The organism is Maribacter sp. MAR_2009_72 (assembly GCF_007827235.1).
Taxonomy (GTDB): Bacteria; Bacteroidota; Bacteroidia; order Flavobacteriales; family Flavobacteriaceae; genus Maribacter; species Maribacter sedimenticola.
Window position 1 is genome coordinate 3,500,825 of the sequence record NZ_VISB01000001.1, and the last position, 13,692, is coordinate 3,514,516.

The window sequence follows — 13,692 nt, forward strand, 5'->3', positions numbered from 1 at the left end:
ATAAGTAAAGTATAATATTTATATACACAATGACGACATTATTGACTTTAGCTGTTCTTGTACTTGTAGCGATTGCCATTTGGCAGTTGACTAAGATATTTGAATTATCACAGCTCAAAACTGCACAAACTCAAATTGCTACGGATAGCGACAATAAGAATAATGGTTACATGTTATTCGGCTTTTTGATTTTCATTTATGGAATAACAATATTTAGCTTCTGGAAGTATAGTAAGTTTTTATTGCCAGAGGCGGCTTCTGCTCATGGTGAAGAGTATGATTATTTAATGCTTGTATCCTTCATTATTATTTTTATCGTACAGACAATTACCCAAGCCCTACTACACTATTTTGGCTATAAGTACAGAGGTAGAGAAGGTCAAAAGGCTTTGTTTTATGCGGATAACGATCGTTTAGAATTTATCTGGACTATTATTCCGGTAATTGTTTTGGCAGGTTTAATTCTTTGGGGATTATATACTTGGACCTCAATTATGGATGTCAATGATGAGGATGACCCTCTAATCGTTGAGCTTTACGCCCAACAATTTAATTGGACGGCTAGATATGGTGGGGCCGACAATGTTCTTGGTGGTGCCAACGTAAGAATGATCGATATTGATAAGGCTAACGTTTTAGGATTGGACGAAAGTGATACCTACGCACATGACGATGTTATCGTTAAGGAACTTCATTTACCAGTTGGTAGAAAGGTTAACTTTAAAATGCGTTCACAAGATGTATTGCATTCAGCTTATATGCCACATTTTAGGGCTCAAATGAACTGTGTGCCCGGTATGATTACCGAGTTCTCATTTACACCTATTTATACAACGGAAGAAATGAGGGTTAATCCTGAGGTAATGTCCAAGGTGAAGAGAACCAACAAGATTAGGGCAGAAAAGTCTGCCGGTGGCGAGGAAACTTTAGACCCATGGCAATTTGATTATGTATTGCTTTGTAATAAGATTTGTGGTAAATCCCATTACAATATGCAAATGAAGATTATTGTAGAGACGGAAGAGGAATATAATGTATGGATGGAGAGTCAGTCCACTTTTGCCGAAACAGTAATGAAGGACGATACCAATCCTGCATTTAATGTAGTAGAAACGGCATCGGTAGATTAAAGGTTATCCCTTGGTCTATAACAATTAAGCTATAATAAGAAAATTAATAAAACTAAGATTACGATTATGTCAGCAACAGCACATGTAGATGGTCACGTACACGAAGATCACGGACATCATCATAAAGAAACTTTTGTAACAAAGTACATCTTTAGTATGGATCACAAGATGATCGCAAAACAATACCTTATTACTGGGGTCCTTATCATGGGCTTTATCGGTATTGCCATGTCCTTGATGTTTAGAATGCAATTGGCTTGGCCTGGTGAGTCATTTCCAATTTTTGAGGCACTTTTAGGTAAGTGGGCTCCAGAAGGAGTTATGGATGCAGATGTTTATTTGGCTTTGGTAACAATGCATGGTACAATAATGGTATTCTTTGTACTTACCGCTGGTTTAAGTGGTACGTTCAGTAATTTATTGATACCCTTACAGATTGGAGCTAGGGATATGGCTTCAGGGTTCTTGAACATGGTATCGTTCTGGCTGTTCTTCGTTTCATGTGTAATCATGGTAATATCTTTATTCGTTGAAGCAGGACCTGCAGCTGCAGGGTGGACAATTTATCCGCCTTTAAGTGCCTTGCCGTCCGCACAGGCCGGTTCTGGGTTAGGTATGACACTTTGGTTGTCCTCAATGGCCATATTTATTGCATCTTCATTATTGGGGTCATTAAATTATATCGTTACAGTTATTAATTTGAGGACTAAAGGAATGTCAATGACCAGACTTCCATTGACCATATGGGCATTTTTTGTAACAGCAATAATTGGTGTAATCTCTTTCCCAGTGTTACTGTCCGCAGCTTTATTGCTGATTATGGATAGAGGTTTTGGAACTTCATTCTTCCTTTCGGATATCTTTATACAAGGAGAAGTATTACATTATCAAGGTGGATCACCGGTTTTATTTGAACATTTGTTTTGGTTCTTGGGTCACCCAGAGGTATACATCGTTTTATTACCTGCCTTGGGTATCACCTCAGAAGTAATGTCCACAAATGCGCGTAAGCCTATTTTCGGGTATCGTGCCATGGTTGCTTCTATACTTGCTATTGCATTCCTTTCGACCATCGTATGGGGTCACCACATGTTTATTTCAGGTATGAATCCGTTTTTAGGTTCTGTATTTACCTTTACGACATTGTTGATTGCGATACCATCTGCAGTAAAGTCGTTTAATTATATAACTACGTTGTGGAAAGGTAACCTTCAAATGAACCCTGCCATGTTATTTTCCATTGGTTTGGTATCAACTTTTATTACCGGAGGTCTTACAGGAATTATACTTGGAGACAGTACTTTGGATATCAACGTACATGATACGTACTTTGTAGTGGCTCACTTCCATTTGGTGATGGGTATTTCTGCGCTATACGGTTTGTTTGCGGGTGTTTACCATTGGTTCCCTAAAATGTTTGAAGGTAGGTTAATGAACAAGAACTTGGGTTATGTTCACTTTTGGGTAACCGCTATTTGTGCGTACGGTGTATTTTTTCCAATGCACTTTGTAGGTATGGCGGGTGTTCCAAGAAGGTACTACGAGAATACAGCTTTCCCAATGTTTGATGAATTGGCCGATATACAAGTATTGATGACCGTATTTGCTATTACGGCGGGTGCAGCGCAACTTGTCTTCGTAGGTAATTTTATCTACAGTATGTTCTATGGTAAAATTGGACCTAAGAACCCATGGAAATCAAATACCTTGGAGTGGACAACCGAACAGAAGCATATACATGGTAACTGGGATGGAGTAATTCCTGAAGTACACAGATGGGCCTATGATTATAGTAAGGTCGATGAAAATGGTGAATATATTTTGCCTGGGCAAGATTACGTTCCTCAGCATATACCTCTTCAACAAGATGAGGAAGAATTAAATCATTAAAAAAACATGATTGAATAAAAAGCCCAACTAATCTTAGTTGGGCTTTTTTCTGTTTAAGATTTTGCCAAGTAATTTTTTGGTTACATAAAATTCAATATCTTCCCTTATAAATAAACACAATTGATTATGAAAAAGGTAGTGGTTTTGTTGGTACTCTTAGTTGGGGTACAAATTTTTGCACAAAGAAAACCCAAAATAAAAGGAAATAAGAACGTCATAGAATTACGTGAGGACTTGCCATCTTACACAGCAATAGAGTTGGTAGATGATTTGGATATTGTACTCCAAAATTCCTCGCAGGAAGGATATTCCTTGGAAATTGATGATAATTTAGTGGACGTTTTAAAGTTTGATGTTGATAATGGGGTGTTGAAAATCTCTTCTTTCTATAATATTACTTCCAAAAAGAAATTGGAGATCACGGTATTTTTTAGTGAGTTATCCGCTGTGAAAATGCTAAATGGAAAAATAAGTATGAAAGACGTAATATCAACAGATGAGCTTCATGTCTTTACTTCCGGTACATCTAGGTTAGAATTAAATGCAACGGCAGATGTAGTGGATATTATAATGGAGGAAATTAGTTCCGGTGATTTTAATATTGCGAGTGATTCCTTGAACCTTACCTTAAAAGACCGTATTGATGTTAAATTATACACCACAGGTGTAAATAATGCCCTATACATGTATAAAAATGCTTCTGCCAGGATAGAGGGAACTGCAGACGTGTTAAATGCAAAACTATACGGAAATAGTTCATTGAAGGCCTCTGATTTACAAGCAGGTGAAGTTCACTTATCAACCGAAGATTCTCCAGATGCTCAAATACGTGCATTGAACACTTTTAAACTGAGTGCAAAAGGTTCCTCTAAAATCAAACTTTACGGTGATGCCAAAATTGATATTATAGATTTTTTAGATACTTCCAAATTGGAAAAGGAGAGAAACTAATTTGTGTTTCAATCAGTTAAATTATAATGCGGGAGATAGTCTTAGTATTTAAAATTTATCGTTAATAATATAAGTCTATCAAATAATGATTCAGCTATTATTGTTGTAGAAAAGTCATTATTGCTCACATTGCCTATAAAACTTTGATTGAGTAAATTTCTGCCCTCTAAAGTATATGAAATTGTTTTTTTCTTATTTTCCAGTAATATAGAACTATTTAGTGTTAAGGTGTTATTGCTTCCATTATCTAGATTTGGAACCGTGTAGTTTAAATTATTTACAATCCTTAGATTAGATTTGGGAACATAGGTTACATTAAATTTATTAATGATTCCTTGGTTACTAAATCCTTCATCAACAAAGTTTGAAAAATCTGTTTTTGTATAGGTTAGGTTATTTCCAAATAGAAATTTTCCAATAAAGGATGTACCAATAGCTAAATGTGTATTGAGGGATTCCATGGTATTAAAACGCAATTCCGAATCATTTACAATATTCACATAATTAGAATTATTGTAACTGGAGTTAAAGCGAATAGTGGAGCGTAATGGATTTATATACTTACTAAAATTAAAACTCCAAATTCTATCTACTGAACTATTGTTGAACCCAATGTTCGTAATAACATTTACATAGCTATTGATAGTATTTGTTATGAGATAGGTATTGTTGTTTTTATTGTATCTAAAACCTAAACTAAGATTGGTATCTTTTATTAAATTATTATAGTTGTAATATATACTGGCCGAACTTGAACGAAGGTTTTCAAAGTTGAGTTCATTCGTTACTAGTCTTCTATTTGAACGTAAAATGAAATTGGTATAGAGGTTTTCTTCATTAGGAATCTCGTTCAAATATTCCAAACGGGATGAAATACTATTTCTTTTATCGAAATGGTAATTAAATCTCACGTAGGCGTCCATCAGTCCTTTTGAATTATTATGATTTCTTGATAATGTGGCATCGTTATAATTGTAGGTAAATAACTTTAATTTTATACTTGGTCTAAAACTAAAATTTGAAAGTTTTAAAAAATATTCAGCGGAAATTTCCGGAACCAATACCTCATAATCTATATCGTTTTCAAATGCGGTATTTCCTTCCGTATTGGATAACGTGCTCCTCAAGGTATTTTTAAAATAGGTAGTTTTAAGTTTTAAATTGAACTTGTCATTTTCGCTAAGTCTTTGGTAATAATTACTGACCAATCGCACTTGCTGCTTTCTAGAGAATGAGCTTTGATTATTACTTTCGCCCAAAATGGGAGAGTAGGTGTTAAAATCTATTCCGGAAAAAAGGGTTAGATATTCTGGTTTTTCACTGTATGCCAAAAGACCTTCTAATTTTAATGCTTTTGTGTCGTCAATTCTTAGCGTATATGTAGAATTATTGGAAACGAACACATCATTGAAAATAGTGTTTTCGCCTTGTTGCTGTTCATTACGTATACCTAATAATTGTCTTTCATTCCTAAGTTTGGAAAATTTAATAGTAGTGGTCCAAGATTTTGATGAAGAAGCAAATTTTTGAAAATAAATACTTGAATTAAAGTAGTTAGGTTTAATTAAATTACTATTTATTTCCTCTATCCGTATGGTGTCATTCTCACCATTTCCAATTAAAGTGAGTTGACTCCTTTGTTCAAGAGATCGATCAGCAAGGGCATCAATATTAAGGCGTAGGGTTTCGGTGTCCGATATTTTTGGTAATAGGTTTATACTACCAAAATATTCATTGTTTGAAATACTATTGTTTTCTGGGAATAAATTAGAATTGTCCCCTACGTAGCTAGGGGCATCCAACCCATTAGAGTGTTGCTCCCGTAGTTTATCTATAAATTCGGTAGCGTCAAAATTTGAATTTTCCAAATCATTACCGATAGAATTAAACGAAGCAATGCCAAATGCTTTAAACGGTTTGGAAACAGTAATGGCAGTTGTATTTAGAGAAAATCTATTTCCATTGGCATAAGAAGCTTCTGCATCTCCAGAAAGTGATACGCCTTTTCCAAACTTTAAATTTAATGCGACGATATCATTTTCGCTTAAACCTTGCAACAAGGAATTCTCTTCAAAATTTTCAATGGCTTCAATACCTTTAATATGGCTTGCATTGATTCTTTTTGTGCCTACCGTATAGTTGCCATTGAATAAATTGTCCCCATCAAGAAGTACATTGCTAACATTTTTACCCTTAAATTGTAATCTGCCTCTACTATCAATGACTACTCCAGGTAGCTTTTGTAGAATTTCTTCTACCACACGTTCCGTACCATCCGTTAATTTTTCCAAATTAAAGATAGTAGTATCATTTTTTACGATGACTCTAGGTGCCGCCCTAATTTCAACTTCTTCAAGTTCCTCAACCCTATTTTGCAGTTTAAAATTTTCTATGATTTTAAGAGCGTTTTTATCAATGACAATCTTTTTGGTCAAGGTTTCATGAACCAAGGATGAAGTTGCTAGAAGAAGACTTTCCTTGTTGGTCTGATGTATTATTTTAAACCTCCCAAAATCATCTGTAATGGCGAATGCAACAACCAGACTTAAGCTATCGGTTGTTTTTAATAAAACATCTATATTGGGTATTGGTTCATTAAGTTCATTTGTAACCGTACCTGATACCATAATTTCCTTTTGTCCTAAGGCAATACTTAAAAACAATGAAAAAAATGTGATGGTAAGATAATTCCTTAATTTCACCATATTTGTAAAACCAAATTATTGGAGGGTCATTGACCTTAATTTCCTTCAACGATAGCTTCCATTCTTAGGCCGGGACTTACCTTTGGTATCCCCATGGTCATAGAACTGGAGCTTCCTATGGATTGTATCTGACTACCAACTTTGTTCTTATGCTTTTCCCAGGATTCTTTATATTTTTCTACAAAAATTTCCCAAGTAATAGTTTCGCCACCTTCTGTAAAAGGATAGGCAATAGGCCCGTTAAAATTTTTAATGGCTATACTTTTGGCTTCTATAGCTATTTTATTATCATCTGTGTATAGGGCCAATACTACACCGGGCAAGCCATTAAATTTTAAGGGGGCGGCCCTAAAAGGAATTTTAGAAGTAAAATAGGCAATATAATTACGTCCTCTAAAGGAAGTAGTGGCCTCTTGACATAATTGATCTAATATGGTTTTTGTTCGGCCCGTTAGTTGCCAATTAAATTGTGGAGATGGCTCTTTTATAAAATACTCTTTGGCCTGTACTTCTATATCTTTGGAAATTATTGTATCACGTGTTTTGAAAATAGATTCATATGTAGTTTTAGGACTTGCTTCAATTGCACCATACGCCCTGTACATTATTGTTTTTGTGATTGTTGATAAGGACTCGTTATTGTTGCTGACTAAATCTAAGTGCCTAATTTCGGGGAAGTAATCTTTAAAAAAATAATCATATTCAACATGTAATACTTTATTTTGAGCATGATGGAATATTGGCATTAATAAAACTAGTAGGATTATTACAGGATATTTCATAAAGAGTGTTTGAAAATAAAGGAATAAAACATTACAATTATTTTTAATGCCTCAGTTAATTTATTTAAACTTTTGTATAAAATTGAGTTAGTACTTGTATAGCTAATTAGCTATAGGCGCCGTTAAACAATGCTCAGGTATGCCAAAACCATCTACCAGTTCATTTAAGTGGGGTCTCAATTCCGTACATAGCCTTTCTACCCGTTGTCTAATGGCTTTACTTTTGTTGCTTCCTAAATACCCCTGTTCCAGATACCAAGAGGCATCGTTTCGTATTTCGTTTAAGGCATACAACGTTCCTAACTTTTCAAATAGGGCCTTATAAGCTGAATCCTCAAGATGGGTATTATGTGCTATAAATGATTTATAGGCCAATTCTACACTATATGCTTTTCCAAGCTTCATTAAATGGGTCTGTACTTTTAGAAAGGCTTGATATGAAGGCATGCCTTTTTTTATATAACTGCGAATTCTCATGGCCAAAGTGTAGGTTAGTCTTCGTGTCCTATGCTCAAAAGCATGGACATGAAATTTAGGATTATATAAATGATCCTTGTCTACCTTATTGGTGTATAACGGATTTATAGTGGCAAGTTTATCGCTTAACTGACTACTTAAAATTTTAAGGACCGATGAAAAGCCCGCACTGTTGAATTCTGCTTTAAAATCGGACAATACGCCCTTGGCCGCTAATTGCAGCAATACATTGTTGTCGCCTTCAAAAGTGGTAAATATGTCCACATCGCCTTTTAAGTCGGCAATTCTATTTTCCAAAAGATACCCCTTTCCTCCACAAGCTTCCCTGCATTCCTGGATGGTATCATTGGCATACCATGTTATAATGGATTTTAACCCTGCCACTTGTGTTTCAACTTGTCTTTTATCCTCTTGGCTATCGTCACAATAAAGCGCCATCATATGGTCAAGGGTTACATGGTATACGTAGGCACTTGCTACAAGAGGGGTCAATCGTAATTGATGTGATGGGTAATCCATTAATAGATCTTCCTGTACTTTGACGCTATCGTTAAACTGTCTACGTTTTAACGCATGTTTTATGCCCACGGTCAGCGCAAATTTTGCACCGCCCAAGCCAGCTCTAGCAACGCAAATTCGGCCACCGACCAAGGTGCCCAACATGGTAAAAAAGCGTTTGTTGGGATTTTTAATTTCGGAGTAATAGCTGCCATTGGCCAGTATGGTACCATATTTATTTAAAAGGTTGACCTTTGGTACGGAGACTTGGTTAAACCAAATCTTACCATTGTCAACCCCGTTTAGACCTAACTTATAACCATTGTCCTCTATACGAATGCCTGGTAACAGTTCATGTTTTTCATTTCTTAATGGAACTAAAATGGCATGTACACCTTCATTTTTTCCATCTACGATCAATTGGGCAAAAACCGATGCCATTTTGGAGTGGAGTGCATTACCTATATATTCCTTATTATCATTTTTTCCCGGGGTATGTATGATGAAGGTTTCGGTAGCTTTGTCATAGGTTGCAGTAGTTTTAATGCCCCGCACATTTGATCCATGACCTGTTTCTGTCATGGCAAAGCAGCCTAATAGTTCCGCTTCTCCGGTCTTGGTTAAATACTTGTCATGGTGTTTTTTGGTCCCCAACTTTTGTATGCTCCCCCCAAATAATCCAAATTGTACACCAAACTTAATGGTTAAACTTCCGTCCACATACATCATGTTTTCAAATATCGTTGCGTAGCCCTCCATATTATCCGTACCGCCATAAGCTTTGGGGTAGGCCATTGCACCATATCCTTTATCCGCTAAAAACTGTACTTGGTTCAATACATGATCTCTAAAAGTTTCTTTGTCCCGGTGTATTTCCCAATCAAATAAAGGGTCCTTTAAAACCGATCTAAACTGATCAATGACTTTGGCATGTTTTCCTTTTAATATCCGGTCTATTTTGGTAGCATCATATTGGGAAAGACTTTTACTGACATCGATCTGTACCTCAAATAGATGGTTGTAATGGTTGGGCTGTATTCCCAGGTTGATTTCTATATGCTTAATTTGTTCGTTGAAATCAATATCCTTAAAATAATGCGCCGTTATTTTTTGACTTAATACAGTTAATGGATATGTTTCATGTTCCACTAATTTAATACCGCTTTTGGTTATAAGTTGTTTCCATGATTTAAACAAGGAATCTTTTGGTGGGTTGGTTACGTCTAACCATTTATATAATTGCTTTTTATCGGCTGAATTCAAAGAATCATCATTGGCTATTGCCTTTTCTACCACGTTGATTTCTGAGGCGGACAAAAGGTCATCTGACCAAATAATATAAAAAACCGGGATGTATTGTAAAATTTCTGCAGTGTATTGTTTTGTAGTCATAAGTTGAATTTACAAATTTTATGTACATTTCTTGATAGTTTTTTCGGCTTCCTTTATGGATTCTTAAAAAGCTGATGATGGGGACAACTATCTTATCAAGTTAAAGGCTGTTTGTCTATCTTTGTTAGGTTATGAATGAGCATTTAGACCCGTCTTCGGAAAATTTCTCCAATGAAGAGTTGGACATAGAAAGAGCGTTAAGGCCCGTAAATTTTGATGACTTTACAGGTCAGGAACAGGTTCTTGAAAATTTAAAAGTTTTTGTGGAAGCGGCAAATAGAAGGGGAGAGGCCTTGGACCATACTCTTTTTCACGGTCCACCTGGTCTTGGTAAGACAACCTTGGCCAATATTTTGGCCAATGAATTAGGTGTTGGGATTAAAATTACCTCTGGGCCGGTTTTGGACAAACCTGGGGACTTGGCCGGACTTTTGACCAATTTAGATGAGAGAGATGTATTGTTTATTGATGAAATACATCGTCTAAGTCCTATCGTAGAAGAATATTTGTATTCCGCCATGGAGGATTTTAGGATTGATATTATGATAGAGACCGGGCCAAATGCGCGGTCGGTACAAATTAATTTAAATCCTTTTACCTTGATCGGTGCAACCACACGATCAGGACTGCTGACCGCACCAATGCGTGCCAGGTTCGGTATACAAAGTAGGTTACAATATTATTCTACGGAACTGCTCTCAACAATAGTTGAACGTAGCGCGGAAATATTACGCGTACCAATATCCCATGAAGCTGCTATTGAAATAGCGGGTAGAAGTAGGGGAACGCCTAGAATATGTAATGCGTTGTTAAGAAGGGTAAGGGATTTTGCGGAGATAAAAGGTAATGGTACTATAGATATGGAGATTTCCAAATTTGGCCTTAAAGCTTTAAACGTAGACGCCCATGGGTTAGACGAAATGGATAATAAGATACTGCTTACCATTATAGATAAGTTTAAAGGTGGGCCCGTAGGGATAACCACATTGGCCACGGCAGTTTCTGAAAGTGCGGAAACCATAGAAGAGGTGTATGAGCCTTTTCTAATACAACAAGGATTTATTATGCGTACCCCACGCGGACGTGAAGTTACCGAATTGGCCTATAGGCACCTTGGAAGAATAAAGGGAGGCATACAACCAGGTTTATTTTGAGCATAGATAAAGTAAGCAAATGGACAAAAAGTATTAAAACCGAAGCCAAACGCCTCGGTTTTTTATCATGTGGTATATCCAAGGCTGGTTTTTTGGAAGAAGAAGCGCCAAGACTTGAGAAGTGGTTGAAAAAAAATATGCACGGACAAATGTCATACATGGAAAACCATTTTGACAAGCGGTTGGACCCCACATTATTGGTAGAAGGTTCAAAAAGTGTCATCTCTTTATTGCTCAATTATTATCCAGAGGAAACCCAAACTAATGACACCTATAAAATATCCAAATACGCATATGGTCAAGATTATCATCATGTAATCAAAACAAAACTAAGAGCGTTGCAACAATATATCACCAATGAAATTGGTGAGGTTCATGGTAGGGCCTTTGTAGACTCTGCTCCGGTTTTGGATAAAGCTTGGGCGGCTAAAAGCGGTTTGGGCTGGATCGGAAAGAACAGTAACCTACTTACACAGCAGGTTGGCTCCTTTTATTTCATAGCAGAACTAATCGTTGACTTGGAGCTGGAGTATGACCAGGCCGTTACAGATCACTGTGGTACTTGTACCGCTTGTTTAGATGCTTGCCCTACACAGGCAATTGTAGCCCCTTATGTTGTGGACGGCAGCAAATGTATTTCCTATTTCACCATTGAACTGAAAAATGAACTACCCAAAGAGGTAAAGGGTTCTTTTGACGATTGGGCTTTTGGTTGTGATGTATGCCAAGATGTTTGTCCGTGGAATCGGTTTTCCAAACCCCATAATGAGCCATTGTTCAATCCTCATCCAGATCTATTGGCTATGACAAAAAATGACTGGGAAGAAATTACCGAGGATGTCTTCAAAAAAGTGTTTAAAAAATCGGCTGTCAAGCGAACTAAATTTAATGGACTTCAGCGTAATATTGACTTTCTAAAAAGTTCAGAATAGTCTTTTTTAATTTGAGATTTTAAGGGTAAAATTTAGTCTTCTGCATAGTGGAATTCTAAAGTTTTTATTTTTTTATCCAACGCAAACGTTTGAAATTTGTTTACTGGTCCGGATTGGTAAAACCGGCTTATTTTTTAGGGTTTTAAGTACTATATTGGGTTTTGATTAGTGAAAAACACCCTGTTTAAAAGCACTAATTCAATATCAATTTTAATCATTCCCAATGAATAATAAAGTACAATTAATTACCTATGTGGATAGGCTAGGATGTGAGAATATTAATGGCTTAAATCTATTGTTGCAAAATCAGTTAAAAGGATTGTTTGGAGGTGTACATTTGCTTCCATTTTATTATCCAATTGATGGGGAAGATGCGGGTTTTGACCCTATTGACCATAAGCAAATAGATGAGCGTTTAGGGAATTGGAACGACCTAAAGGAACTTAGTGGATCGGTAGATGTAATGGCTGACCTGATCGTAAACCATATGTCCGCAAAGTCATCTGAATTTCAAGATTTTTTAAAACATGGGGAGGATTCTGACTACGCCGAGCTTTTTTTAACCTTCGACAAGGTTTTTCCTAAAGGAGCTACAGAGCAAGACCTTTTGGCAATTTATAGACCTAGGCCGGGTTACCCATTTTCCAAAATGAAAATGGCCAATGGAGAGGAACGTATAATTTGGACAACGTTTACCACCAATCAAATAGATATTGATGTGTATTCTTCAAAAGGGGTGGCCTATTTGGATGGAATTTTAAACGAGTTTCAAAAAGCTGGGGTTAATATGATCAGGCTAGATGCTGCCGGTTATGCCATTAAGAAAGCTGGTACTAGTTCGTTTATGATCGATGAGACCTTTGCATTTATTGATGAGCTTACCGTAAAAGCCAAAAATTTGGGAATAGCCGTTCTTGTTGAAATTCATTCTTTCTACAAAACCCAAATTGAAATAGCTAAAAAAGTAGATTTTGTATATGATTTTGCATTGCCGGTCCTAGTTTTGGATACCCTATTTAATGCCAATGCCCAAAATTTAAAAAATTGGTTGGAGATAAGTCCAAGAAACGCAATAACGGTACTTGATACACATGACGGTATTGGTATTATAGATGTGGCATCGGAAAATGGGGAAAAAGGATTGATAGATGACAATACCTTAGACGATATTGTAGAGCGTATGCACACCAATAGTGGAAATACCAGTAGAAAGGCTACAGGCGCTGCGGCTTCCAATCTAGACTTATACCAAGTAAATTGTACTTACTTTGAAGCGCTAGGCAAAGACCAAAGAGCTTATTTTGCGGCTAGAGCCATTCAGTTTTTTGTGCCTGGGATACCTCAAGTGTATTATGTAGGACTTTTTTCTGGAGAAAATGATATGGAACTCTTGACCAAAACTAATGTAGGTAGAGATATTAATAGGCACTATTTTGATATTCAAGAAATAGAGACCCATATAAAAACTCCTTTCTTTAAAAAATTCGAAAAATTAATGCGCTTAAGAAATAGTCATGTAGCTTTTAACGGTACTTTTAATATACTGCCAACGGAGCCTACTATTTTGAATATAAGGTGGGAAAAGGATAATGATTGGGTTGCATTGTATATAGACCTGACAACGCTAGATTTAAAGATTACCTATACGGAAGGTCAAAAAGAGGTTGAACTTTTATAAAAGCAATCAAGGGGTGTAAACTATAACGTTATCGTTGTAATATCTTTGAAATTCTTTTGTACATATATCGTTGCTGTTTATTTAAAATGCTATATTGTTTCAC

Annotated in this window: 9 protein-coding genes; 6 read left to right on the forward strand and 3 right to left on the reverse strand. The window is 36.2% G+C overall.

The window, feature by feature from the left end; all coding sequences use genetic code 11:
* Positions 1 to 29 precede the first annotated feature (29 nt).
* The 3 genes from JM81_RS14650 to JM81_RS14660 all read left to right on the forward strand — a co-directional run bounded on the left by JM81_RS14650 (position 30) and on the right by JM81_RS14660 (position 3,971).
* Positions 30 to 1,130: a cytochrome c oxidase subunit II gene (locus tag JM81_RS14650; protein ID WP_144804530.1), complete on the forward strand. Its 1,101-nt coding sequence runs from the start codon at positions 30 to 32 to the stop codon at positions 1,128 to 1,130.
* 66 nt (positions 1,131 to 1,196) lie between these two features.
* A complete protein-coding gene (locus JM81_RS14655) occupies positions 1,197 to 3,020 on the forward strand; it encodes a cbb3-type cytochrome c oxidase subunit I (protein ID WP_144804532.1) in 1,824 nt (607 codons plus the stop codon).
* A 126-nt stretch (positions 3,021 to 3,146) separates the two neighbouring features.
* Complete coding sequence (locus tag JM81_RS14660; protein ID WP_144804534.1) at positions 3,147 to 3,971, forward strand: GIN domain-containing protein; 825 nt, start codon at positions 3,147 to 3,149, stop codon at positions 3,969 to 3,971.
* Between the two features lie 41 nt (positions 3,972 to 4,012).
* Here JM81_RS14660 and JM81_RS14665 read toward each other — a convergent pair whose 3' ends face one another.
* The 3 genes from JM81_RS14665 to JM81_RS14675 all read right to left on the reverse strand — a co-directional run bounded on the left by JM81_RS14665 (position 4,013) and on the right by JM81_RS14675 (position 9,825).
* A complete protein-coding gene (locus JM81_RS14665) occupies positions 4,013 to 6,676 on the reverse strand; it encodes a carboxypeptidase-like regulatory domain-containing protein (RefSeq protein WP_144804536.1) in 2,664 nt (887 codons plus the stop codon).
* A gap of 35 nt (positions 6,677 to 6,711) precedes the next feature.
* The gene (locus JM81_RS14670) at positions 6,712 to 7,458 is read right to left on the reverse strand and encodes a GLPGLI family protein (protein WP_144804537.1); all 747 of its coding nucleotides are present in this window, start codon (positions 7,456 to 7,458) and stop codon (positions 6,712 to 6,714) included.
* 102 nt (positions 7,459 to 7,560) lie between these two features.
* Complete coding sequence (locus JM81_RS14675) at positions 7,561 to 9,825, reverse strand: acyl-CoA dehydrogenase (protein ID WP_144804539.1); 2,265 nt, start codon at positions 9,823 to 9,825, stop codon at positions 7,561 to 7,563.
* Positions 9,826 to 9,956: 131 nt separating this feature from the next.
* Between JM81_RS14675 and ruvB the strand changes: the two genes are divergently transcribed.
* The 3 genes from ruvB (at position 9,957) to gtfA (ending at position 13,589) form a co-directional block, all read left to right on the forward strand.
* Positions 9,957 to 10,979, forward strand: a complete 1,023-nt coding sequence (gene ruvB / locus JM81_RS14680) for a Holliday junction branch migration DNA helicase RuvB (protein ID WP_089259340.1) — start codon at positions 9,957 to 9,959, stop codon at positions 10,977 to 10,979.
* Positions 10,980 to 10,981: 2 nt separating this feature from the next.
* Complete coding sequence (gene queG / locus JM81_RS14685; protein WP_089259756.1) at positions 10,982 to 11,911, forward strand: tRNA epoxyqueuosine(34) reductase QueG; 930 nt, start codon at positions 10,982 to 10,984, stop codon at positions 11,909 to 11,911.
* A gap of 223 nt (positions 11,912 to 12,134) precedes the next feature.
* The gene (gene gtfA, locus JM81_RS14690; protein ID WP_144804541.1) at positions 12,135 to 13,589 is read left to right on the forward strand and encodes a sucrose phosphorylase; all 1,455 of its coding nucleotides are present in this window, start codon (positions 12,135 to 12,137) and stop codon (positions 13,587 to 13,589) included.
* Positions 13,590 to 13,692: the final 103 nt, after the last annotated feature.